This window comes from Novosphingobium sp. YAF33, from assembly GCF_052113265.1.
GTDB lineage: Bacteria > Pseudomonadota > Alphaproteobacteria > Sphingomonadales > Sphingomonadaceae > Novosphingobium.
In genome coordinates this window covers 502,021-524,693 of the sequence record NZ_JBFRCW010000006.1, presented here as the reverse complement: position 1 = coordinate 524,693, position 22,673 = coordinate 502,021, and the positions used below count along the sequence as shown (strand labels likewise).

Sequence of the window (22,673 nt, the reverse complement as noted above, 5' to 3'; positions counted from 1 at the left end):
TTGCAGCGTTCACTTTACCGTAGCGGGCAAATCTGTAACTGATGGCCCCATGACAGGCCAATTGGACGACATCAGGCGCGAGAGCGCTATCCTGCCGCTCCAGATTGGCGATCAGGCGCCGCGGTTTCTGGCGCGGAGTACTTTGGGGTCCTTCGATCTCGACGACTATCGGGGGGGCTGGTTGGTCCTGTTTTCCCATCCGGCGGATTTCACGCCGGTCTGCACGAGCGAGGTCATTGCTCTGGCGCGGGCGGCGGATGAGTTTGCGGGGTTGGGGTGCCGGCTGGTCGGGCTCTCGGTGGACAGTCTCTATTCGCATCTCGCGTGGATAAGGCTGATTCGCGATGCGACCGGGGTGACCGTTTCCTTTCCCATCATCGAGGACCCGACGATGGAGATCGCGCGCGGCTATGGCATGGTCGGCAGCGATGCGCGGGATAGCGGCACGGTGCGGATGACCTATTTCATCGATCCCGAGGGCGTGATCCAGGCGACCAGCGCTTATCCGCTCACGGTCGGGCGCTCGATTCCCGAGATGTTGCGGGTGCTGAAAGCGCTTCAGGCGGTGCGGGCGCAGGCCGGACTGGCGCCGGCGGACTGGCAGCCGGGCGCGCCGCTGTTGCGGCTGCCGGGCGAAACGGCCGAGGCGGCGCTGGGGTCGGACGATGCGGCTGGATGGTTCCATGCGCCGCTGGGCGACGGAGCCTGAGATGATGGACCCGGATATCGCCGCCGAACTCGACGGGACGGCGGAATTGCTGCGTGCGCTTGCCCATCCGGTGCGGCTGCAGATCCTCCATGCCGTGAGGGCCGGGCCACTGGCAGTCGGCGAGATCGAGGAGGCGACCGGCATCGGCCAGCCAGGCCTGTCGCAGCAGCTCTCGATCCTCCGCAAGGCGGAGCTGGTGCGTTCGGAGCGGAGCGGAAAGCAGGTTTTCTATCAGGTCGATGGCGAGCGGATGGCCGAAGTGGCCGAGGCGCTCGCGGCCTTGAGCGGCACGGGGGCGGGGCAGGCCGCGCTTCGGCACGCCTCCACGGCAGCAGCCGCGCTGGGCGCAGCAGGCGGCACGAGGGGCGCCGGCCCGACGCCGCCGGGCGGCGCGGCCCGATTCGCGCGCGTGTTTCGCTGAGCGGATCAGGCCAGGTCGGTCACGTCGATCGTTTCGCCGCATAGCGTCAGCGGCGCCTTGCGGTGAGAGACCAGCACCAGGCCGGTGCCGGTACGATCCAGCCAGCGGCGCAAGCTTTCCACCAGGGCCGCTTCGGTGGCCGCGTCCAGACCTTCGCTCGGCTCATCCAGGAGCAGCCAGGGCCGCTCGGCCAGCAAAGCGCGGGCCAGCGAGAGGCGCTTGCGTTCGCCGCCCGACAGCACGCCGCCGCCCTCGGAGACGGGCGTGTCGAGCCCCGCTTCGCTGCGCGCGATTCGCTGGTCGAGCTGGGCGACCTTCAGGGCCTCCCACATTTGCGCCTCGGTCACGCCGGATCGGGCAAGCCGCAAGTTGTCCGCGACGGTGCCGATCAGCATGGGCGCGTCCTGGGGAGACAGCGCGAACTGGCTGTTCAGGCGCCATGCCGGAAGCGAGGCGAGCGGCGTCGGGTCCATGCTCAGATCCGCGACAGGTTGCTGCATGCCGGCAAGGGCCAGCAGCACGCGGGTCTTGCCCGAGCCCGAGGGGCCCGTGATCGCAAGACGGGCGCCGGTCGGGACGTGGTGAATGCCGAAAGCCAGCGGCGCGGCTGCGGCGGAGACGGGCTCCTGCAGAGCGGCGTCGAGGGCATTGAGCGAGGCGATGCGGCGCAGCCCGGCCTCCAGCGCGGCGCGGCGCAGCAAGCTGCGCGAAAGGCCGCCCATGGCTTCGACCGCTGATGCCGTCGCCAGCATGGCCAGGGCGACCATCGGTGCCGATTCGCGGGCGAGCAACAGGACTCCGGCGACGCAAAGGCCGCCGTAGATGGAGAGCAGGGCGCCTTGCAGCGCCTCGGCACGGAACAGGTCGGCGCGGGCCTTGTCGAAGGCGCTGGCGGACGGCTCCAGTTGGGCGATGGCTTGATCGGCCAGGCCATAGGCGGCGATTTCCGCGCGCGCGCTGGCCAGTTCGACATAGCCCTTGCGCAAATCCCCCAGCGCGGCGGCGGCGGCTTCGGCCGGCGCGCGGGTGAGGCGCTCGGAAATGCGGCGGAACAGGAAGGGCAGGCCCGCCATCATCGCGGCCAGGAAGAGCAGCGCGCGCCATCCGCCGAAAGCGACGAGCACCAGGCTCACCAATGCCGAGACCGCCGCGGCGTGGCGTGCGGGTTGGCGGATGACGAGGTCTTCGAGCGCCTCGACATCGTCGATCAGCCGGTTGCTGGCCTCTCCGGGCGAGGTATCGGGTGCGGTGCGGCTGTCCTGCGCCGCCAGCTTGTCGAACAGCGAGCCGCGCAAGTCCGCCATGCCTTCCAGCGCGACTTTGTGGGAGAGCAGGCGTTCGCCATAGCGGGACAGGGTGCGGACGATGGCGAGCAGGCGGATGGCCGCGCTCGGGATCAGGTAGTTGAAGCCCATGGCGGTGGCGACACCGGCCGAGCCTGCCAGCGCGGCAGCCGTGAGGAACCAGCCGGAGAGTGCCAGCAGCCCGATCGCGGCGATGGCGGCAAGGCCGGCGCAGAGGCTGGCGTAGGCCAGGCGGCGGCGGGCGAGGCCGGCCGTGGCGAGAAGCGCGGGCCGGGCGGCGGCGGGGAGCGTGGCGGCATGGGTCGGAATCACAGCGCGATCTCCTGGCGGGCGGCGCGAATCAGCGCAGGGTCGTGAGTGGCGACGAGGATGCAGCGCTCGGCCGCGAGTTCGCGCAGCAGGGCGATGATGCCGGCGGCGGAGTCTTCGTCGAGGTCCGCGGTGGGCTCGTCGCAGAGGATCAGCGGGCGCGCGGAGAGAATCGCGCGGGCCAGGCCTATGCGCCGACGTTCGCCGCCGGAAAGGCCGGAACCCGCATGGTCGATGGGCATGGCGAGCCCGCCGCGCCGCGCGAGCACGGGGCCGAGGCCGACTCGCTGCGCGACGGCGAGAATCTCGGCTTCGGTGGCCTGGGGTGCGGCGAGCGCCAGATTGTGGCCGAGGGTGCCCGTCATCAACAGTGGGCGCTGCGCCGCCCAGGCGGCGGCGTTTCCGGCGAGCGGTGTGCCCGCGCGGCTAAAGATCCTGCCGGAAGAGGGGGCAAGCTGTCCGGCAATGGCGGCCAGGGTGCTCGTCTTGCCGCTGCCGGTGGGGCCGGACAGGGCGGCCAGGTCGCTGGATTCGAGGTCGAAATCGAGCGGGCCCACGGCAAGGCCGGGGAAGGCGAGCACGAGGCGCTCGACATGGAGGCCGTCGAATGGCGCTGGGCTGGCGTGATCGCTGACGGCGCTGCCACCGGCGGCGCCATCTCGGCCATAGGTGTCAGGCTCCGCTGCGAAGGGGGCAAGGGCCTGCTCTGCCGCTTCGCCCAGCTGCTTCTCGTGATAGGCCGCGGCCAGGCGGCGCATCGGCAGGTAGAATTCCGGGGCCATCGCAAGGACGAAGAAGGCGGGGACCAGCGTCAGCTTCTCGGGCGCCGGGAAGGGCAGGAGGCCGAGCAGCGAGAAGCCGCAATAGACCGCGACCAGCGCGATCGACAGGGCCGAGAAGAACTCCAGCACCGCGTTCGAAAGGAAGGCCGTGCGCAGGACCGCGACCGTGCGGTGGGCCACTTCGCCGGTGGCGGTGCGGACTTGCCGGCCGATCCGGGCTTCCGCTCCGAAATGGCGGATCAGCGGCAGGTGAGTCACGCGGTCCACGAAAAGGCCCGAGAGCGCTCCCAGCGCCGCGAGCTGGCGCTCCGCGGCGCGGCGCGATGCGGTGCCTGCCAGGATCATGCCGAGCGTGAAAGGCACCAGGGTGCCCAGCATGATTGCCGCCGCTACCCAGCTTGCGGGGGCGACGACCAAGGCGACCACGAGGGGGCCGACTACGGCGTTGATCCTTATAGGGGAAAACCGCTGGTCCCGATTCTCGATCGCGGTGTTATGATCGAGGGCAAGGTTTGCGCTTTCGCCTGAGGAGATCAGTCTCGCCAGTCGTCCGCCCAGAAGTCTGTGCCACAGGCCGGCCCGCCTTGTGCGGCTTGCGGCCTGTGCCGACGCCACTGCGATCCGGTCGACCGTGCAGGTCGCCACCGCGCGCAACATCACCCCGCACAGGATCCATGCCGCAGGCAGCGCGATCGCCGCATGGCTGGCAACCGCGCCCACACCGCTCGCCACGCCCCACGCAAAGAGCGCGGCGCCCGCAATATCGACAAGCCAGGCTCCGGGTATCAAGGCCCGGGCAAATTTGACATAGATCAAATTAAGTAAACCATGTAAGTAAAGTTTGACAGCTTTCAGATGCAAGCCTAACGCGACCCTACGAAACCAACCAGCTTGAGGCAATTGCTTTCTCTCCGCCTCAAGCCGCTAAAAACAGCGGGATTCGACATGATCGACATGGCAGTGGTGGAACTATCGCGGCTGCAGTTCGCCTTGACGGCGCTGTACCATTTTCTCTTCGTGCCCCTGACACTGGGGCTTTCTTTCATTCTAGTAATTACCGAAAGTGTATATGTCATAACCGACCGTCCCATCTGGCGGGACGTCACGCGGTTCTGGGGCAAGCTGTTCGGAATCAACTTCGTGCTGGGCGTGGCCACCGGCCTCACCATGGAGTTCGAGTTCGGCACCAACTGGGCCTATTACTCGCACTACGTGGGGGACATTTTCGGCGCCCCGCTGGCGATCGAGGGCCTGATGGCCTTCTTCCTCGAAGCGACGTTCGTGGGCCTGATGTTCTTCGGCTGGGACCGGCTGTCCAAGCGCGGCCACTTGCTGACGACGATCATGGTCGCGGTCGGCTCGAACCTTTCGGCGCTGTGGATTCTCATCGCCAACGGCTGGATGCAGCACCCCACGGGCGCGGTATTCAATCCCGAGACGATGCGCATGGAAGTCTCGAACTTCAAGGACGTGATCTTCAACCCGGTGGCGCAGGCGAAGTTCGTCCACACCGTCAGCGCCGGCTATGTCTGCGCCAGCGTCTTCGTGCTGGGCGTGTCCTGCTACTACCTGTTGCGCGGTCGCCATATCGAACTGGCCAAGCGCAGCTTCACCGTGGCGGCGGCCTTCGGCCTGGCGTCCTCGCTCTCGGTCGTCGTGCTGGGTGACGAGAGCGGTTACGCGCTTACCGACAACCAGCAAATGAAGCTGGCGGCGATGGAAGCCATGTGGGAAACCGACAAGGCGCCCGCCGGGCTGGCCCTGTTCGGCATCCCTTCCAATTCGGCGCACGAGACCGCTTACGAGATCAAGATCCCCTACGTTCTGGGCCTGATCGCGACGCGCAGCCTTTCGGGCGAAGTCACCGGCATCATCCCGCTGGTGGAACGCGCGGACCATCGCATCCGTACCGGCATCCTGGCCTATGACGCGGTGGAAAAGCTCAAGGTGAACCCGCGGGACCTGGTCGCGCGCGAAGCCTGGGAGCGGAACAAGAACGACCTCGGCTATGCCCTGCTGCTCAAGCGCTTCGTGGCCGATCCGCGCCTGGCGGACGATGCGACCATCGACAAGGCCGCCTGGAGCACCGTGCCCAACGTACCGGCGCTGTTCTTCATGTTCCGCATCATGGCGGGGCTGGGCTTCTTCCTGATCGTGTTCTTCGCCACCGCCTTCGCCTTTTCGGTCCGCCGCCGGTTCGACCGCAAGTGGTTCCTGCGCTTGGCCGTGATCGCCATGCCCGCGCCGTGGATCGCGATCGAAGTGGGTTGGGCCGTGGCCGAGTTCGGCCGCCAGCCCTGGGCGGTGGAAGGGGTTCTGCCCACGTTCCTGGGCGCATCCAGCCTGACGACCACCCAGATCTGGGCGACGATCTTCGGCTTCACCGCGCTCTACAGCGTCATGGCGGTGATCGAAGTGAAGCTCATGCTCTCGGCGATCCGCCACGGCCCCGACCGTTACGAGCCCTACGAAGGCGGGCCTGCGCTCGAACACGCAAGCCGGCAATCTTCGTCCAGCACTTTCACCGCCATCCCGGCCGAGTAAGACGGAGGCAACAATGTCCATTCCCTTCGACTACGAAACGATGCGGCTGATCTGGTGGGCGCTCATGGGCGTCCTGCTCATCGGCTTCGCCCTGACCGACGGTTTCGACCTCGGCTCGGCCGCCCTCCTGCCCTTCGTCGGCCGCACCGACGCCGAGCGACGCATGGTCATCAACGCCATCGGCCCGACCTGGGAAGGCAACCAGGTGTGGTTCATCCTGGGCGGCGGCGCGATCTTCGCGGCCTGGCCTTTCGTCTATGCCGTGAGCTTCTCGGGCTTCTACCTCGCGATGTTCCTGGTGCTCTGCGCCTTCATCCTGCGCCCGGTCGGCTTCAAGTACCGGTCCAAGCGCCCCGATCCCGCCTGGCGCGCGCGCTGGGACTGGGCGCTCTTCGTCGGCGGCTTCGTGCCGGCGCTGGTCTTCGGCGTGGCGGTGGGCAATGTCCTCCAGGGCGTTCCCTTCCGGCTCGATAGCGACTTGCGCAGTTTCTACGAAGGTTCGCTGCTCGGCCTGTTCAGCCCCTTCGCGCTCCTGGCGGGCCTCGTCTCCGTGGCGATGCTGGTCCTGCACGGCGCGGGCTGGCTGACGCTCAAGCTGGAAGACGGCCCGGTTCGCGACCGCGCCCAGCGCTATGGGCAAGTGGTGGCACTGGCGGCTTTCGTGCTCTATGCTCTCGGCGGCGTCTGGCTAGCGATGGGAGACATCGGCTACCGGGTAGCCGGCGTGGCCGAGGCGGGCGGTCCCTCCAACCCGCGCATGACCGAGACGGTCCATGCCGCCGGTGCCTGGCTGGCCAACTACGGCGCGCATCCCTGGATGATCCTGGCCCCGCTGCTTGGCCTGGCCGGTCCGCTGGTGGCGCTCGTCGGCATTCGCGGGCGCAAGGACGCGGTGGTTTTCGCGGGATCCTCGATGGCGAACCTGGGCATCATCGCCTCGGTAGGCCTGTCGATGTTCCCCTTCATCCTGCCCAGCTCGATCGATGCCCGCTCCAGCCTGCTGGCCTGGAACGCCTCGTCCAGCCACACCACGCTCTTCATCATGCTGCTGGTGACCGCGGTGCTGCTGCCGATCGTCCTTGCCTACACCGCCTGGGCCTACAAGGTCATGTTCGGCCGGATCACCGAGCGGGAAGTGAACCTCAACCCCGATTTCTACTGAGGAAACGACGATGTGGTATTTTTCCTGGGTCCTCGGCGTCGGCCTGGCTGTCGGCTTCGGCATCATCAACGGCGTGTGGCATGAGTTCCACACAGACCCGTCGGATGAGAAGACGGTGCTCGACTGATCGAGTGGACCGAGCATGAAAAAGGGCAGGGGGCCGATGGCCTCCTGCCCTTTTCGTTGTTTCAGGCTGCGTCTCAGGCGGGTTTGATACCCATGCAGAGGTACTTCACCTCCATGTAGTCATCGAGGCCGTAGTGCGAGCCTTCGCGGCCCAGGCCGGACTGCTTCACACCGCCGAACGGCGCCACTTCGGTGGAGATCAGCCCGGTGTTGATGCCCACCATGCCGGCCTCCAGCGCCTCGGCCACGCGCCAGACGCGGCTGATGTCCGATGCGTAGAAATAGCTGGCGAGGCCGAACTCGGTGTCATTGGCCATGCGGATCGCCTCGGCCTCGTCGGTGAAGCGGATCACCCCGGCCAGAGGGCCGAAGGTCTCCTCCTTCGCCAGTTTCATGCTGGGCTTCACCCCGGCGACGACGGTGGGGTTGAAGAACGAACCGCCGCGTTCGTTGCGCTGGCCGCCGGCGAGGACTTTCGCGCCGCCGTCCACCGCATCCTTGAGGTGTTCCTCGACCTTCTCGACCGCCTTCTCGTCGATCAGCGGGCCGACTTCGCTGCCGGCATCCATGCCGTAGCCCACTTTCATCCCCGAGACGCGCTTGGCCAGCTTCTCGACGAATTCGTCATAGACGCCGTCCTGCACGTAGAACCTGTTGGTGCAGACGCAGGTCTGCCCGCCGTTGCGGAACTTGGAGATCATTGCGCCGTCGATCGCGGCATCCACGTCGGCATCGTCGAACACCAGGAACGGCGCATTGCCGCCCAGTTCCATCGAGGTCTTCTTGATCGTCTCGGCACATTCGCGCAGCAGATCGCGGCCGATCTCGGTGGAGCCGGTGAAGGTCAGCTTGGCGACCTTGCGGCTGGCGGTCAGCGTGCCGCCGATCTGCCCGGCGCTGCCGGTGACGACATTGACCACGCCCGCCGGAATGCCCGCCATCTCGCAAAGCTGCGCGATGGCCAGCGCCGAGAACGGGGTGGCCGAGGCCGGCTTGATGACCACGGTGCAGCCCGCTGCCAGCGCCGGGCCGAGCTTGCGGGTAATCATCGCATTGGGGAAGTTCCAGGGCGTGATCGCCGCGACCACGCCCACGCCCTGCTTGATGCAGACGATGCGGCGATCCGGTGCGTGGCCGGGGATCACGTCGCCATAGGCGCGCTTGCCCTCTTCGGCGAACCATTCGATGAAACTGGCGCCATAGGCGATCTCGCCGCGCCCTTCGGCCAGCGGCTTGCCCTGCTCGCGGGTGAGCAGTTCGCCCAGGTCGTCCTGGTGCTGAAGCATCAGTTCGAACAGCTTGCGCATCAGCTTCGCGCGCTCGCCTGCCGTCTTGGCGCGCCAGGCGGGGAGGGCCTGTTCGGCGGCATCGATGGCCCGCGAAGTCTCGTCGGCGCCCATCTTCGGCACGGTGCCCAGGGTTTCGCCGGTGCCTGGGTCGGTCACGTCCAGCGTGGCGCCGCTGTCGGCGTCGCACCACTGGCCATCGATGTAGCACTGCTGCCGGAGGAAGTCGGTGAAAGCCATTTCGTGCTGATCCTCGCTCGTTGCGGCCATGCCGTGCGCATCGCCTCGCTTTGCGGGCATGAAATAGGGTCAGCCCGAAGGAGAGGCAACTGTGACAGGTGATCGGAGAGCGGGCACCGCGCCTGCGATTGACGGGAGCAGATTGCTTCGATAGTCTCATTTGCGAACATAAGTTCACAATAACGAATTAATCGGGAGAGAGTCGCTGGATCAGGCTGGCTATGTCGATGGCGCTTTCGTGGCCGGGGCGGGCGCTTCGTTCACGGTGCTCGATCCCTCGGACGAGAGCGTGGTGGCGCAGCTTTCCGGGCTGTCGGGCGCGCAAGTGGAGGCGGCGATAGCGGCGGCGCGGCGGTCTTTCGACTCGGGTATGTGGCCCGGCCTTTCCATGCACGAGCGCGGCGCGGCGATGTTGCGCTTCGCCGATGCCATGGCCGCGCGCGCGGATCGGCTGAAGGACCTGGCCGTGCGCGAGGCGGGTTGCCCGGTTTCCTCCACGGTCATGGGCGCGCAAGTCGCCGCGCCGCTGCGCATGGCGCGGGAGATCGTCGAGATGTTCCTGCGCCTGCCCGAAATCGAGGATAATGCCCTGCCGCTGCATGAGCGGGTCAACGCCCATTTCGCAGTGCAGAGCGTCAAGCGCTGGTCGCCGATCGGGGTGGTGACGGCGATCTCGGCCTACAACGTGCCGTTCTACACCGCGCTCTGGAAAGTCGTGCCGGCGCTGATGGCGGGCAATACGGTGATCCTGCGGCCCAATCCGCTGACGCCGCTGTCTTCGCTGGTCTTCGCCGAGGCGGCCGAGGAAGCGGGGCTGCCCAAGGGCGTGTTCAACCTCGTGATCGAGGCGGGCGTCGAGGGCGCGCAGGCGCTGACCAGCGACCGCCGTGTGGACATGGTGAGCTTCACCGGATCCTCCTCCGTGGGTGTGGAGGTCGCGAAGCAGGCCGCGCCCACGCTCAAACGGCTGGTGCTCGAACTCGGCGGCAAGTCGGCGCAGATCTACCTGCCCGATTCGGTGGAGCGCGCGGCCATGGCGGCGCTTTCGGTCTGCACCTCGCATGCGGGGCAGGGCTGCGTGCTCGGCACCCGCGTCTTCGTGCCGCAGGAAAGCAAGGCCGAGGTGCTGGAGGCGATGGCGAAGCTGCTGGCCGGCGTGAAGATCGGCCCCGCGCGCGATCCGGCAACACAGCTTGGCCCCGTGGTCAGCGCCGCCCAGCGCGCGCGGTGCGAGCATTTCGTTGCCGCCGCCGTGGAGGCTGGCGGCCGCGTCGTCTGCGGCGGCAAGCGGCCCGAGGGGCTGGAGAAGGGCTATTTCTTCGAACCCACCGTGCTCGACCTGCCCGACAATGCGAACCCCGCCGCGCAGGAGGAGATCTTCGGCCCGGTCGTTTCGGTGATCGGCTACCGCGACCTCGATCACGCGGTGGACATGGCCAATGACAGCCGCTTCGGCCTCTCCGGCTGGGTCCACGGCAAGGACAAGGTCAAGGCGCTGGAAGTGGGCCTGAAGATCCGCAGCGGTGCGGTGAACGTCAATGGCGCGCTCGCCTCCAGCCATGCCAGCGGCGGCGGCATCAAGATGAGCGGCCTCGGCCGCGAGCGCGGCGTCGAAGGCCTGCGCGAATTCCAGATCATGACCACGCTCAATATCGGCGGGTAGGGGGAGGACCGGGATGAAAGGACTGCTCGAAGGCAAAGTCGCATTGATAACCGGGGCAGGATCGGGCGTTGGCCGCGCGGCCTGCCTGCTCTTTGCCGAACACGGCGCGAAAGTGATCGCGGCGGACGTGAATGCAGACAATGCGGCGGAAACGGCGGAGATGGTCCGCGCCCAGAACGGTGAGGCCATCGCCGCCGCGTGCGACGTTGCCGATCCGGCCTCCGTCGATGCTGCCGTGGCGGCGGGCGTCGAAGCTTACGGCCGGCTCGACTGCATCTACAACAACGCCGGCGTGACCATCAGCCCGATCCCCGGCAAGGGCTTGCGCACCCTCACCGAATGCGATGGGGAGGACATGCGCCGCGTGGCCGAAGTCAACGTAATGGGCGTGGTCCACGGCTGCCAATCCGCGATCCGGCAGTTCGAGAAGCAGGGCGGGGGCGGCGCCATCGTCTCCACCGCCTCGGTCGCCGGGCTGATCGGCTATGGCGGCGTGTTCTACGGCGCCACCAAGGGCGCGGTGGTCCAGCTTACCCGCGCGCTCGCCATCGAGGTGGCGGACAAGGGCATTCGCGTGAACGCGGTCTGCCCGGCGGGCATGCTCACTCACTATGCCGGGATGGACCCCGACAGCGAGCACCGCGACCGCATCCTGGAAGGCATGGGCCGCGTCCACCCGCTCGGCCGGGCGATCGACCCGCGCGACACCGCTTCGGCGGCGCTGTTCCTCTGTTCCGATCTCGCAAGCAACGTGACCGGCGTGAACCTTCCCGTTGACGGGGGGCTTTCGGCCGGACGCAAGGTAGGAGGCTGACCATGGCGACTTGTCCCTATTCCGGAAGCGATTCGCGCTCGAACGCGCTGGCATCGCTGCTCTCGGACAATCCGCGCTATGCCGAGATGTTCGATGTCGACAAAGTGGACGCCAATTCCGGCGTCGATCCCAGCCGCGACTATACCGAGGATATGAATGCCTTGCGCGAAGCGGGGGCGGTGCACAAAGGCACCTTGCGCGAACTGCTGGGCGTGCCCGAAATGGTCTCGATGCTCGGCGCGCCGCGAGAGAACATGACGTTCTTCTCCTACCGCGCCTGCGAGATCGGTTTTCGCGAGAACCAGCTCTATTCCTCGGAAGGCTATAACGAGAGCGCGGGCGTGCGGACACTGGGCACGACGATCCTGTCGATGGTGGGCAAGCCGCACAAGCGCCTGCGCTCCGCCGCGCAGCCGCTGTTCAAGCGGCCCAAGGTGCTGGATTGGTGGAACAAGCGCTGGATCGAGGAGACGGTGGACGTTCTGCTCGATCAGCTGCTCGACCGTGAGACCGCCGATCTCAATACCGAACTTTGCGCCCGCCTGCCGATGGCCACCGTCACCCGCGCCATCGGGCTGGAGGGCGAGGACGTGATCGAGTTCCGCTACCAGCTCAACCGCGCGACATTCGGCGCCCGCTATCTCGCGCCGGAGGAAGCCGCCGAGGCGCGCGCCTGGGTTGACGGCACCTTGCGCGGGTTGATCGCGGAAAACCAGCGCGAGCCGGGTGACAACCTGATCGCCGGGCTGATCGGCTGCGAGATCACCCACGAGGACGGCACCAAGCGGCCGCTCACCGAGGATGAGCTGTTCGGCTACTGCAAGCTCGCCATCTTCGCGGGCGGCGGCACCACATGGCGGCAACTCGGCATCACCATCGACGCGCTGATGAACCACCGCCACTTCTGGGAAGCCTGTCGCGCCGACCGCAGCGTGATCGACCTCGCCGTAGAAGAGGGTCTGCGCTGGCGCGCGACCGACCCGGTGTTCATGCGCCTCTGCATGGAAGATACCGAGATGGAGGGCGTGAAAGTCCCTGCCGGAACCCGCATCCACTTGTGCCTCGGCGCCGCCAACCACGATCCAGACGTGTTCGACAAGCCGGAGGAATACGACATCTTCCGCCGCAAGGAGCACCATATGGGCTTCGGCTTCGGCCCGCACCGATGCCTCGGCATGGATGTCGCGCGGCAGGAGATGGTGGTGGCGATCAACGGCTTGCTCGACCGCTTCCCGAACATGACGCTCGATCCGGGCAAGCCGAAGCCGGAATATCGGGGCCTCGACCATCGCGGCATGTCGGCGGTGACGGTGAAGCTGCGGTGAGCGGCACGATGAAGCAAGTCGTGCTGGCCAGCTATGCCAGCGGCAATCCGAAGCCATCGGACTTCCGCGTGGAAGATGCGCCGATCCCGCAGCCGGGCGAGGACGAGGTGCTGCTGCGGACGCTCTGGCTCGGGCTCGACCCGCTGATCCGCTTCGCCATCGACGAGAAGCGGCTCTCCGGTGTTACCCAGGTCCGTCCAGGCGAGGTGATGTACGGGCCGACCGTCAGCGCGGTGGTCGCCTCCAACCACCCCGGTTACGCGGTGGGCGACCTGGTGGAGGACCGCACCGGCTGGCGCGAATATGCCGTGGTCGCGCCGGACAAGGCCGACTGGCGCGGGCCGCCGAGAAAGCTCGACCCCGCGCTGGGACCGGTTTCCACTGCGCTGGGCGCGTTGGGCATGCCGGGGCAGACCGCCCATGCCTGCGTGATCGGCATCGGCCGCGTGGCGGCGGGCGAGACGGTGGTGATCTCGGCCGCAGCAGGTGCGGTGGGCAGCCTTGCCGGGCAGATCGCCCGGATTCGCGGTGCGCGAGTCGTCGGCATCGCCGGCGGGCCGGACAAGTGCCGGGGCCTGCTCGACCTCGGCTTCGACGCAGCAGCCGACTACAAGGCGCCGGATTTCGCCGAACAGCTCGCCAAGGCGCTGCCCGAAGGCGCGGACGTCTTCATCGACAATGTCGGCGGTGGCGTGATGCTGGCCGTGCTGCCCCACCTGAAACGCGGCGCGCGCATGCCGGTCTGCGGCTTCATCGCCTATTACGGCATGGGCATGGAAGGGCCGGGCCCCGACAAGCTTCCCGGTTTTTTTCGCACGATCATGTCCAAGGGGCTGGAAATCAAGGGCTTCGGGGGCTTCCTTGTCGGCGGTCAGCAGGCGCTCGACGACATCGCCGGCTGGATCGCCGAGGGCCGGATCCGCTGCCCCGAATCGGTGGTCGAGGGGCTGGAAGCCGCACCCGAAGCCTTCGCCGGGGTGTTTTCTGGCAACAGCCATCTAGGCAAGTTGCTGGTGAAGGTGTCAGGCTGACTCGCGATAACGATAAAATCGCAGGATGCCGCCATGACCATGCATACCCCTTCCGCGTCCTACCCGCCGCCGCCGCGCAAAACGGCGAACCCGGCGCCGCCGCGCCCGGTGAATTCGCTGCGCCGCACTTCCAGTATCGACGTGGCCTGGCCCGAGGGTGTCGATGGCGAGCGCCTCTTCGTTGGCCGCGCGCGCGATTTCCTCACCGGCGCGGACGGACAGGGCCGCACGCTTGCCGAGGGCGAATTCACCCTGCGGATGAGCGAGGACAAGACGATCACCCGGATCGCCGCCGATCCCGCCCCCGCGGAAATCGGCCGGCTTGTCGGCGCCCGCGCGGGCGGCCATTTGCGCATGCTGCTGCGCGAGGTCGTGCCCGAACTGATCGCGCGCGCGGACCCGCTCTATCTCGTGCTCGACGACTTGTCCGGCACCGCGCTGGTCTCCGCCTTCGCGTGGGGGCAGTGGTTCCCAGAGCGCATGGAGGTGCTGCGCAAGCGGCTGAGCGGCGGGAACGAGGACGGCTCGGTGCTGGCCCAGCGCGCCAACGTCTGCTGGGGCCTGCAGGCCGGCAACAGCGGCGTTACCGGCGGCGCCGCGCTGGAGAACGTCGCCGATGCCGACGCGGGCCACTTGCGCAATCCGGCGGACCCGGCGGGCTGGCACGCGTTCCTCGATCACGATGGCCCGGGCTTCCGCCGTGCTCGCCGGATCGACGTGACGCACGGCGCCGATCGCGGGACCATCCACATCGATTCCGCGTTCCAGGACAGCGCCAGGCTGCGCGAGGGCGGACGTGTCGCCATTCACGAATACAGCCTGGGCGCGACGGTGGACGCTGGCACGCTCGAAGTGATCGCCCTCGAACCGAAGGCACACATCCTGCCGTTTCGCGAGTGTCCGGGGGCCGTGCACAATGTGACGCGGCTGGTCGGTCGCAATCTGGGCCAGGTGCGGGAGGACGTGCTGGAGATGCTGCGCGGGCCGGAAGGCTGCACCCATCTCAACGATGCGCTGCGCGCGCTGGCCGATGTGCCGCGGCTGGTCGAGCAATTGCGCCAGCCGGCTTGAGCGGGACAAGGTGACCGGGCGCTGCGGCCGGTTGGCAGGCAGACCGCCCCGGCGGTATCTCCCGCGGCGGATTTGCGGCGGGCAACCGATTGGCGCACCACCCGGGCAGGTTTGCCGCAGGGGAGTGAGGCCGTGAACAATATCCGCATCAATGTCTCGTTCGACATGCGCTCGCCGGATTGGGCGACTCCGACCCCGCAGCTCTACCGGGCCGCGATCGAGATGGCGGCGTTCGTGGACCGTATCGGCGCCGATCAGATCGGGCTGATGCAGCACCACGGGTCGGACGACGGCTATCTGCCGCAGCCTTTCACTCTGGCCGGGGGCATGGCCGCGGTCACCAGCCGGATCCGGTTCATGCTGGGCGCGGTGGTGCTGCCGCTGCACGATCCGGTGGAACTGGCCGAGCAGATCGCCATTGTGGACCAGATGTCCAATGGGCGGCTCAACGTCATTTTCGGCGCCGGCTACGTCCCGTTCGAATTCGCCATGTTCCGCAAATCGCTCAAGGACCGCGCGCGGCTGATGGACGAGGGGCTGGAGATCATCCTGCGCGCGCTGAAGGGTGAGAAGTTCGAGTTCGACGGCCGCCCGATCTTCGTGCGCCCGCTGCCGGTCCAGGCACCCGAGGACATCGTCATGGTCGGCGGCGGCGTACCTGCCTCGGCGCGGCGCGCGGCCAAATTCGGCGTGGGCTTCGGGCCGATGAAGCCGGACCTGATCGATCTCTACCTGGCCGAATGCGAGCGGCTCGGCCATGCGCCCCGGACCTATTTCCGCCCGGTTCCGGGCATGCCGCTGGCCGTGCATCTATGCGAGGACCCGGAGGCGGGCTGGGAAGCCATCGCGCCTCACGCCGTCCACGTCATCACCGAATATGCCAAATGGGCCGAGCAGGAGGGCGATGGTTCGAACTCACCTTTCAAGGGCCTCACCGATCCGGCCGCGCTGCGCCATGCCGGCATGTTCGCGGCCTGGACGCCGGACCAGCTGGTGGAAAGAGTGCGGGCGCTGGGGCCGGGCGGGCAAGTCGGCTTCCAGCCTCTGCTCGGCGGATTGTCGCCGGAAGAGGGCTGGAAGAGCCTCAGGTTGCTGGAGCGGACGATGCCGCGCCTGAAGGAAGCGGTGGCGGCCTGAGCCGCCCCTGCAAAATTCGTCTACCGCGAATTTTCAGCGGACTTTCAGGCGTCCTTCTTTTTCAGCAGCACCGAACGCAGGCAGGACAGCGCCACTTCGCCGCGCTGGTTGGTCAGCTCGTGCTTGAACACGACGATGCCCTGCGTGGGCCGCGACTTGCTTTCGCGCATCTCCATGACTTCGCTCGTGCAGGTCAGCGTATCGCCGATGAAGGTCGGCTTGGGCGTCACCACTTTGTCGAAGCCGAGATTGGCGACGAGCGTGCCCACGGTGGTATCCGCGATCGACAGGCCCACCGCCAGGCTGAAGGTGAAAGTCGAATTGACGAGAATCTGGCCGAATTCGCTCTTCTTTGCGAATTCCGCATCGAGGTGCAGCGGCTGCATATTGTGCGTCATGGCCGAGAACATCAGGTTGTCGGTCTCAGTGACCGTACGGCTCGGCTGGTGAGTGATCCGGTCACCCACGGTCCATTCGTCGAAAAAGCGCCCCGGCACGATCCTCTCTCCTTTTCATGATGTCCGGCCGGACCGCAGCAGCGCTCCGGCCGGAAACAGTGTTCAGCGTCCGACCACCCGGATTTGCGGAGCGCGTGTACCGCGCGGGATCGGCTGGTAGGCCAGGTCCACGCGGTCGATCCGGCGCGGCGGATTGGTCAGGTTGATGGCCCGGCTGCAGCCGCCGGTGTTGATGCGGGTATTCACGCGCACGCTCTGCTGGCGGCCGTTGTCGAAACGGAAGGTGTAGTTCGACAGGCGGATCGGGGCATTGCGCGTGCAGAGCTGGATCTGCCGATAGCGATTGCTGCCGGGAATGCGGATCGTGGTGCGGCTGCTGCCGGTGGCCACGGTCTGCGAGGCCAGTACCCGCCAGTTCGAGGGCGGCGCGGCATCGGCAGAGGCAAGGGAAACGGCAAAGGTGCCAACAAGAGCGGCTGCGAAACAGGCGAATGAGCAGGCAGGAAGATACGAAAATTTCACGGGAAGTCTCCTCGTATCGAGTCCGCGCGAAGGCGCGGATGCAAGAGGGCTAGGCCGATCCGGATGAACTGAAAATGCGGATTCTTCGGCCCAGCCCGTAACCTGCCTCAAGCCTCCGTCGGTTCGACCCGCGCGAGAAGCGCATCCACCTGGATCTGTGCGCCCGTTACGGCGTTCAGCTCCGCCACCACGCCATCGAACGGCGCGGTGAGCGTATGCTCCATCTTCATCGCTTCCAGGGTCAGCAGCTTCTGTCCCTTGGTGACGGCCTGCCCTTCGGCAACGGCTACCGCGATCACCTTGCCCGGCATCGGCGCCAGGATCGCGCCGGAGCCATCGGCCCCGCCATGCACGCCGTCGCGCCGCCAGGGGGTAAGCAGCCAGGCCTGCCCCTGCTCGGTCACCAGAACGGCGTCGTCCGGCTCCTCGCTGCCTTCTCCGGTCAGCGCGATCTCGACTTTCTCGCCGTCGAGCGAGAACCATGCCGACTGCGCAGGCGCGGCATTGAGGCGGAAGCCGGGAAGCGCGCGCACCGGAACCAGCGAATTGGCGGCTGCCTCCAGCACTTCGTCCGAAGGCCGGGGCGCTTCTGCCATGGCCTCGCCGTCGCGGCCGATCAGGCCGGTGTCGACCTTGCCCGCGGCGAAGTCGGGATGCTGCAGCGCTTTCACGAGGAAGGAGGCATTGGTGCGCACCGGCCAGACGGCGCTGTCTTCCAGCATTTCGCCCAGCCGCTCGCGCGCCTCTTCGCGGTCCTCGCCCCAGGCGATGACCTTGGCGATCATCGGGTCGTAGAACGGGGAGACTTCGGCGCCCTGATAGACGCCGGTGTCGATACGGCCCCCTTCGGCCTCGCCGAATTCCAGCAGTTCCAGCTTGCCGATGCTGGGCAGGAAGCCCTTCGCCGGGTCTTCGGCATAGAGGCGCGCTTCCATCGCCCAGCCATCGATGGTGAGGTCTTCCTGCGACATCGGCAGCGCTTCGCCGCTGGCAACGCGAAGCTGCCATTCGACCAGATCGACACCGGTGATTTCCTCGGTCACCGGATGCTCGACCTGCAGGCGCGTGTTCATTTCCATGAACCAGATGCGATCGGCGGAAAGCTTGCCCGAACCGTCGGCAATGAACTCGATGGTGCCGGCGCCGACATAGTCGACTGCCCTGGCCGCACGCACCGCCGCCGCGCAGAGCGCCTCGCGCGTTGCCGAATCCATGCCCGGCGCGGGGGCTTCCTCGATCACCTTCTGGTGGCGGCGCTGAAGCGAGCAGTCACGCTCGAACAAGTGGACGACGTTGCCGTGGCTGTCACCGAAGACCTGCACTTCGATGTGGCGCGGGCTGGCGATGTACTTCTCGATCAGCACATGGTCGTTGCCGAACGAGGACGCCGCCTCGCGCTTGCACGATGCCAGGGCGTCGACGAAATCCGCTGGCGCCTCGACCAGCCGCATGCCCTTGCCGCCGCCGCCGGCAACAGCCTTGATGAGCACCGGATAGCCGATCTTGGCGGCCTCTTCGGCCAGGAAAGCCGGCTCCTGGTTGGCGCCCGTGTAGCCGGGGGTCACCGGCACTCCGGCCGCGGCCATCAGCGTCTTGGCCGCATCCTTGAGGCCCATCGCGGTGATCGAGGACGGGTTCGGGCCGACCCAGATCAGCCCCGCGTCCTTCACCGCCTGTGCGAACGCGGCGTTCTCCGAGAGGAAGCCGTAGCCGGGGTGGATCGCCTCCGCACCGGTCTGCTTCGCGGCGGCGATGATCTTTTCGCCAACAAGGTAGGATTCGCGCACGGCCGAGGGGCCGATATGCACGGCCTCGTCCGCCTCGCGCACATGCAGCGCATCGGCATCGGCGTCGGAATAGACCGCGACGGTACGAATGCCGAGTTCCCGCGCCGTGCGGATGACGCGGCAGGCAATCTCGCCGCGATTGGCGATCAGCAGCGACTGGATCATGGGTGACGCTCCGGGAAACCGTGACGGGAGTGCAGCGCCGCAAGGACGCCCTCGATATCGTTGGCGAAGCCGCCTTCGGCAAAGGCGAGCGCGGGAAGGTTCTGGTTTTCCTCACCCAGCGCCGCGACCACGGCCGGACGCGGACGCGGCCAGCCGACGCGGACGACGTCGATATTGGCCGCCCGTTCGGGAAACAGCGCCAGCAGGCCCTCCACCGTCACGCAGTCCTTGCAGTAGAAGCGCCGCTCGCCGCCGAACGCCGGATCGGCATAGTCGGTGTCGAGGACGAAGAGAGTATCCTTGGCCATCGCCATCACATCCTGAACACGCCGAACTGCGGCTTTTCGGGGATCGGCGCCTCAAGGCAGGCGGCCAGCGCCAGCCCCAGCACATCGCGGGTCTGCGCCGGATCGATCACGCCGTCGTCCCAGAGACGCGCGGTCGCGTAGTAAGGATTGCCCTCATCCTCGTACTTCTGGCGGATCGGGGCCTTGAACGCCTCGGCCTCCTCGGGCGACCACTTGGCGGCGTCGCGGTGGACGGTGGCCAGCACCGAGGCCGCCTGCTCGCCGCCCATCACCGAGATGCGGGCATTGGGCCAGGTAAACAGGAAGCGCGGATCGTAAGCGCGCCCGCACATGCCGTAGTTGCCCGCACCGAACGAGCCACCGATCAGCACCGTGATCTTCGGCACCGTGGCGGTGGCGACGGCGGTGACGAGCTTGGCGCCGTGCTTGGCGATGCCCTCGGCCTCGTACTTGCCGCCGACCATGAAGCCGGAGATGTTCTGGAGGAACAGCAGCGGAATGCGGCGCTGGCAGGCCAGTTCGATGAAGTGCGCGCCCTTCTGCGCGGATTCGGAGAACAGCACGCCGTTGTTGGCGAGGATGGCCACCGGCTGGCCATGGATATGCGCGAAACCGCAGACCAGCGTGCTGCCGTAGAGCGCCTTGAACTCGTGGAATTCGCTGCCGTCGACAATGCGGGCGATCACTTCGTGCACGTCGTAGGGCGCGCGCACGTCTTCCGGCACGATCGCGTAGAGTTCCTCGGGGTCGTACTTGGGCGGGCGCGGGGTCCGCAGCGGCTGGTCGTGGTGATGCAGCGGGCCGAGGTGGCTGACGATATCGCGCACGATGGTCAGCGCATGTTCGTCGCTGTCGGCCAAATGATCGGTCACACCCGACTTGCGGCTGTGCAGATCGCCGCCGCCAAGGTCCTCGGCAGAGATCACCTCGCCCGTCGCCGCCTGCACCAGCGGCGGACCGGCCAGGAAGATCGTGCCCTGTTCCTTCACGATTACCGATTCGTCGCTCATCGCCGGCACATAGGCGCCGCCCGCTGTGCAGCTTCCCATCACGCAGGCGACTTGCGGAATGCCCTTTGCGGACATCTGCGCCTGGTTGAAGAAGATGCGGCCGAAATGGTCGCGGTCCGGGAAGACTTCCGCCTGGTGCGGCAGGTTGGCGCCGCCGCTGTCGACCAGGTAGATGCACGGCAGGTTGTTCTCCTGGGCGATCTCCTGCGCGCGGACGTGCTTCTTCACCGTGATCGGGTAATAGGTGCCGCCTTTCACGGTGGCATCGTTGCAGACGATCATGCACTGGCGCCCTGAGACGGTACCGATGGCGGTAATCAGCCCCGCGCCGGGAATATCGTCCTCGTAGAGACCCTCGGCCGCGAGCTGGCCCAGCTCCAGCAGCGGAGAGCCGGGGTCGAGCAAGCGCTCCACCCGTTCGCGCGGCAGCAGCTTGCCGCGCGCGACATGGCGTTCCCGCGATTTTGCGTTTCCGCCCAGCGCTGCCGCGGCGACCTTGGCTCGCAATTCGGCAACCAGCGCGCGGTTGTGGGAATCGCGCGCCTGCGCCTCGGGACTGTCGAGATTCAGGCTCGTCTGGAGCACCGGTGCGCTCATGCTTGTTTCTCCGGTCCGGCCATTTCAGCCTCTTCCCAAGTTCGGATGATTTGTCTCACCTATGTAGACAAGCCCAAGCCCCAGCGGAAATTGAAAGTTTCCGTGCTTCGTAATAGATCGTGTCTATGATCGACCAATATCTCCTGCGCTATTTCCTCGCTGTGGCGGAAACCGGCAATTTCAGCCGCGCGGCGCGGGCGGTCAGCGTTACCCAGCCGACGCTCTCGGCGGGAATCGCCAAGCTGGAACGCGAACTGGGCGCGCGGCTGTTCGACAGGGATCGCCAGCGCGTTGCCCTGACCCCGGCGGGCAGTCGCTTCCTCATCCGCGCGCGCCGCATCGCCGCCGAATACGAGCACGCCCTGGTCGAACTGGCCGAGCCTGCCGAGCCCAGCCTGCTGCGCGTGGGCGTGCTGAACACCATCCCCACCCCCCTGATCGGCTGTGCCCTGGCGGCGCATCACGCGCGTTCGGGCGAGGCGCTGGAACTGCTCGACGGCAGTGAGCGCGATCTTGCCGAGCGCCTCGAACGCGGCCGGATCGACGTGGCGCTGACCGCCGTGCGGCCGCACCACGCCCGTTACCAGCCCGAAGTCCTGTCCCGCGAGCGCTACATGATGGTGCTTCCGCCCGATCATCCCCTGGCCGGAGAGCGCGAGGTGCTTGCCGAACAACTCGCGCAGGATCGCATGGCCCTGCGCCGCCACTGCGAGGCGCTGCCCGAGATCAACCGCTTCTTCACCCAGCGCGGCGTGCGCCCGCGCTTCGTGCTCAAGACCACCAGCGACGAACGCGTCCTCTCGGTAATTCGCAGCGGTGCCGGGATCGGCATGATGCCGGAAGGTTTCGCCGATGGTTCGCTGCGCTTCGTTCCGGTGCGCGATTTCGAATTGGTGCGCGAAGTGGGATTGCTCCATGCCGCGGCTCCGCGGGAAAGCGCATTCCTGGACAGCCTGCGCCGGCAACTTGGCCTGGCGACGGAGCGAGCAGAGACAGCCTAGGTTGCGAGTTGCTCGCTCAGCGATCGGGCGGAAGTGGCGAGCGCGGTTTTCAGGCTTGTCAGATCGCTGCGCAGGGCCGCGCCGATGCCGATCGCGACAAGGGCGTGGCTGGGCGCGACTCGCCGTTCTTGCCCCGTCTTCCAGACCGGGGCAGCGATGACCGTGACCCCGGCGATATAGTGCCCGGCATCGACGGCCACGCCGCTCTCCCGCGCCTCGGCCACCTGGGCGCACCAGTCCTCCCATGACGGCGCCTCATCCCAGCGCAGGGCCTCGAATCGGGGCTTGAGGTCTGCAATCTCATGATCGCCGAAAGCGGCGATGCAGCGCCCGGTGGCGGAAACCAGCGCCGGGAAGCGGCTGCCGACTTGCGTCGAGAGCTGAAAATTCTGGCCAGACTGCGACATCGCGGTGACGATGATGTGGTCCAGCCCGAAGATCTGGACGCCGAGCGTGGTCAGCCCGAATTCGCGCGCCACCCGGTCGAGGATCGGCTGGGCAAGGTCGTTGAACTGGTCCCGCCGCAGCCAGGCACGGGCGAGCGTCAGCACGCCGGCATCGAGGGCATAGCGCTTGGTATCGGCATCGAAAGCCACGAGATCCTCGGTAACGAGCGCCCGCAAGACATAGAGGCAGGTGCTGGGCACGAGGTTCAGCTCGCGGGCGATGGCCTGCACCCCCATCGGCGTGCCGCGCTTGCCCAGCAGACGCAGTACCGCCGCCGCCCGGGCGATGGCAGGGGCCTTGCTGGCGCGCACGGCGTCTTCGAGAGGGTCTGGTCTGCTCATCGTTCAATATACAGAATAACATTCAATATTTACAAAACAAGCCTGCTTCCGCACATTTGTTGAACACAAGGACAAATGGCCGGCTGCTGAGTCGTGTCGGTGCGGAGTGGGAT

General features: G+C 67.0%; 21 protein-coding genes. 12 read left to right on the top strand and 9 right to left on the bottom strand.

The window, feature by feature from the left end:
* Window positions 1-61: 61 nt before the first annotated feature.
* The gene (locus AB4Z00_RS15345; RefSeq protein ID WP_442046472.1) at window positions 62-709 is read left to right on the top strand and encodes a peroxiredoxin; all 648 of its coding nucleotides are present in this window, start codon (window positions 62-64) and stop codon (window positions 707-709) included.
* Between the two features lies 1 nt (window position 710).
* Window positions 711-1,130: an ArsR/SmtB family transcription factor gene (locus AB4Z00_RS15340; RefSeq protein ID WP_442046471.1), complete on the top strand. Its 420-nt coding sequence runs from the start codon at window positions 711-713 to the stop codon at window positions 1,128-1,130.
* 5 nt (window positions 1,131-1,135) lie between these two features.
* Here the strand turns inward: AB4Z00_RS15340 and AB4Z00_RS15335 are convergent, their stop codons facing one another.
* Window positions 1,136-2,746, bottom strand: a complete 1,611-nt coding sequence (locus tag AB4Z00_RS15335) for an amino acid ABC transporter ATP-binding/permease protein (RefSeq protein WP_442046470.1) — start codon at window positions 2,744-2,746, stop codon at window positions 1,136-1,138.
* Window positions 2,743-4,341 carry an ABC transporter ATP-binding protein/permease gene (locus AB4Z00_RS15330; protein WP_442046469.1) on the bottom strand — a complete coding sequence of 533 codons (1,599 nt, stop codon included), beginning with the start codon at window positions 4,339-4,341 and terminating at the stop codon, window positions 2,743-2,745. Before AB4Z00_RS15330 ends, AB4Z00_RS15335 begins: the two co-directional genes overlap by 4 nt.
* 132 nt (window positions 4,342-4,473) lie before the next feature.
* On the opposite strand from AB4Z00_RS15330, the gene AB4Z00_RS15325 reads away from it, so the two are divergent.
* Genes AB4Z00_RS15325 through cydX form a run of 3 tightly spaced genes read left to right on the top strand, consistent with a single transcriptional unit; the run spans window position 4,474 to window position 7,358 of the window.
* Window positions 4,474-6,069 carry a cytochrome ubiquinol oxidase subunit I gene (locus AB4Z00_RS15325; RefSeq protein WP_442046521.1) on the top strand — a complete coding sequence of 532 codons (1,596 nt, stop codon included), beginning with the start codon at window positions 4,474-4,476 and terminating at the stop codon, window positions 6,067-6,069.
* A gap of 13 nt (window positions 6,070-6,082) precedes the next feature.
* On the top strand, window positions 6,083-7,231 hold the full coding sequence (gene cydB, locus AB4Z00_RS15320; protein ID WP_442046468.1) for a cytochrome d ubiquinol oxidase subunit II: 1,149 nt from the start codon (window positions 6,083-6,085) through the stop codon (window positions 7,229-7,231).
* Between the two features lie 10 nt (window positions 7,232-7,241).
* Window positions 7,242-7,358: a cytochrome bd-I oxidase subunit CydX gene (gene cydX, locus AB4Z00_RS15315; RefSeq protein ID WP_132267958.1), complete on the top strand. Its 117-nt coding sequence runs from the start codon at window positions 7,242-7,244 to the stop codon at window positions 7,356-7,358.
* Between the two features lie 73 nt (window positions 7,359-7,431).
* Here cydX and AB4Z00_RS15310 read toward each other — a convergent pair whose 3' ends face one another.
* Window positions 7,432-8,883 carry an NAD-dependent succinate-semialdehyde dehydrogenase gene (locus tag AB4Z00_RS15310; protein ID WP_442046520.1) on the bottom strand — a complete coding sequence of 484 codons (1,452 nt, stop codon included), beginning with the start codon at window positions 8,881-8,883 and terminating at the stop codon, window positions 7,432-7,434.
* 238 nt (window positions 8,884-9,121) lie between these two features.
* Between AB4Z00_RS15310 and AB4Z00_RS15305 the strand changes: the two genes are divergently transcribed.
* From AB4Z00_RS15305 to AB4Z00_RS15280, 6 genes are all read left to right on the top strand, one after another.
* A complete protein-coding gene (locus AB4Z00_RS15305; RefSeq protein ID WP_442046467.1) occupies window positions 9,122-10,546 on the top strand; it encodes an aldehyde dehydrogenase family protein in 1,425 nt (474 codons plus the stop codon).
* 13 nt (window positions 10,547-10,559) lie between these two features.
* The gene (locus AB4Z00_RS15300; RefSeq protein ID WP_442046466.1) at window positions 10,560-11,360 is read left to right on the top strand and encodes an SDR family NAD(P)-dependent oxidoreductase; all 801 of its coding nucleotides are present in this window, start codon (window positions 10,560-10,562) and stop codon (window positions 11,358-11,360) included.
* Between the two features lie 2 nt (window positions 11,361-11,362).
* Window positions 11,363-12,685 carry a cytochrome P450 gene (locus tag AB4Z00_RS15295; protein ID WP_442046465.1) on the top strand — a complete coding sequence of 441 codons (1,323 nt, stop codon included), beginning with the start codon at window positions 11,363-11,365 and terminating at the stop codon, window positions 12,683-12,685.
* 8 nt (window positions 12,686-12,693) lie between these two features.
* On the top strand, window positions 12,694-13,716 hold the full coding sequence (locus AB4Z00_RS15290; protein WP_442046464.1) for an NADP-dependent oxidoreductase: 1,023 nt from the start codon (window positions 12,694-12,696) through the stop codon (window positions 13,714-13,716).
* 33 nt (window positions 13,717-13,749) lie between these two features.
* Window positions 13,750-14,787 carry a DUF2889 domain-containing protein gene (locus tag AB4Z00_RS15285; protein WP_442046463.1) on the top strand — a complete coding sequence of 346 codons (1,038 nt, stop codon included), beginning with the start codon at window positions 13,750-13,752 and terminating at the stop codon, window positions 14,785-14,787.
* A gap of 132 nt (window positions 14,788-14,919) precedes the next feature.
* Window positions 14,920-15,924 (top strand): LLM class flavin-dependent oxidoreductase, encoded by a 1,005-nt coding sequence (locus tag AB4Z00_RS15280; RefSeq protein ID WP_442046462.1) that lies wholly within the window; start codon window positions 14,920-14,922, stop codon window positions 15,922-15,924.
* A 44-nt stretch (window positions 15,925-15,968) separates the two neighbouring features.
* Here the strand turns inward: AB4Z00_RS15280 and AB4Z00_RS15275 are convergent, their stop codons facing one another.
* The 5 genes from AB4Z00_RS15275 to AB4Z00_RS15255 all read right to left on the bottom strand — a co-directional run bounded on the left by AB4Z00_RS15275 (window position 15,969) and on the right by AB4Z00_RS15255 (window position 20,771).
* The gene (locus AB4Z00_RS15275) at window positions 15,969-16,421 is read right to left on the bottom strand and encodes a MaoC family dehydratase (RefSeq protein WP_132267969.1); all 453 of its coding nucleotides are present in this window, start codon (window positions 16,419-16,421) and stop codon (window positions 15,969-15,971) included.
* A 63-nt stretch (window positions 16,422-16,484) separates the two neighbouring features.
* The gene (locus AB4Z00_RS15270) at window positions 16,485-16,904 is read right to left on the bottom strand and encodes a hypothetical protein (RefSeq protein WP_442046461.1); all 420 of its coding nucleotides are present in this window, start codon (window positions 16,902-16,904) and stop codon (window positions 16,485-16,487) included.
* Between the two features lie 107 nt (window positions 16,905-17,011).
* Window positions 17,012-18,856: an acetyl/propionyl/methylcrotonyl-CoA carboxylase subunit alpha gene (locus tag AB4Z00_RS15265; RefSeq protein ID WP_442046460.1), complete on the bottom strand. Its 1,845-nt coding sequence runs from the start codon at window positions 18,854-18,856 to the stop codon at window positions 17,012-17,014.
* Window positions 18,853-19,164 (bottom strand): DUF3088 family protein, encoded by a 312-nt coding sequence (locus AB4Z00_RS15260; RefSeq protein WP_442046459.1) that lies wholly within the window; start codon window positions 19,162-19,164, stop codon window positions 18,853-18,855. Before AB4Z00_RS15260 ends, AB4Z00_RS15265 begins: the two co-directional genes overlap by 4 nt.
* A gap of 5 nt (window positions 19,165-19,169) precedes the next feature.
* A complete protein-coding gene (locus AB4Z00_RS15255; protein WP_134093787.1) occupies window positions 19,170-20,771 on the bottom strand; it encodes a carboxyl transferase domain-containing protein in 1,602 nt (533 codons plus the stop codon).
* Between the two features lie 125 nt (window positions 20,772-20,896).
* Between AB4Z00_RS15255 and AB4Z00_RS15250 the strand changes: the two genes are divergently transcribed.
* On the top strand, window positions 20,897-21,772 hold the full coding sequence (locus AB4Z00_RS15250; RefSeq protein WP_442046458.1) for a LysR family transcriptional regulator: 876 nt from the start codon (window positions 20,897-20,899) through the stop codon (window positions 21,770-21,772).
* Here the strand turns inward: AB4Z00_RS15250 and AB4Z00_RS15245 are convergent.
* Entirely contained in the window at window positions 21,769-22,560 is a 792-nt protein-coding gene (locus AB4Z00_RS15245; RefSeq protein ID WP_442046457.1) for an IclR family transcriptional regulator, read from the bottom strand. The genes AB4Z00_RS15250 and AB4Z00_RS15245 overlap by 4 nt on opposite strands.
* Between the last annotated feature and the right edge of the window lie 113 nt (window positions 22,561-22,673).

Coding starts and splice junctions, on each gene's coding strand:
- AB4Z00_RS15255 (WP_134093787.1), bottom strand. CDS start 20,771: ATGAGCGCACCGGTGCTCCAGACGAGCCTGAATCTCGACAGTCCCGAG.
- cydB (WP_442046468.1), top strand. CDS start 6,083: ATGTCCATTCCCTTCGACTACGAAACGATGCGGCTGATCTGGTGGGCG.
- AB4Z00_RS15265 (WP_442046460.1), bottom strand. CDS start 18,856: ATGATCCAGTCGCTGCTGATCGCCAATCGCGGCGAGATTGCCTGCCGC.
- AB4Z00_RS15290 (WP_442046464.1), top strand. CDS start 12,694: ATGAAGCAAGTCGTGCTGGCCAGCTATGCCAGCGGCAATCCGAAGCCA.
- AB4Z00_RS15295 (WP_442046465.1), top strand. CDS start 11,363: ATGGCGACTTGTCCCTATTCCGGAAGCGATTCGCGCTCGAACGCGCTG.
- AB4Z00_RS15250 (WP_442046458.1), top strand. CDS start 20,897: ATGATCGACCAATATCTCCTGCGCTATTTCCTCGCTGTGGCGGAAACC.
- AB4Z00_RS15260 (WP_442046459.1), bottom strand. CDS start 19,164: ATGGCCAAGGATACTCTCTTCGTCCTCGACACCGACTATGCCGATCCG.
- AB4Z00_RS15285 (WP_442046463.1), top strand. CDS start 13,750: ATGACCATGCATACCCCTTCCGCGTCCTACCCGCCGCCGCCGCGCAAA.
- AB4Z00_RS15310 (WP_442046520.1), bottom strand. CDS start 8,883: ATGGCTTTCACCGACTTCCTCCGGCAGCAGTGCTACATCGATGGCCAG.
- AB4Z00_RS15245 (WP_442046457.1), bottom strand. CDS start 22,560: ATGAGCAGACCAGACCCTCTCGAAGACGCCGTGCGCGCCAGCAAGGCC.
- AB4Z00_RS15340 (WP_442046471.1), top strand. CDS start 711: ATGATGGACCCGGATATCGCCGCCGAACTCGACGGGACGGCGGAATTG.
- AB4Z00_RS15300 (WP_442046466.1), top strand. CDS start 10,560: ATGAAAGGACTGCTCGAAGGCAAAGTCGCATTGATAACCGGGGCAGGA.
- cydX (WP_132267958.1), top strand. CDS start 7,242: ATGTGGTATTTTTCCTGGGTCCTCGGCGTCGGCCTGGCTGTCGGCTTC.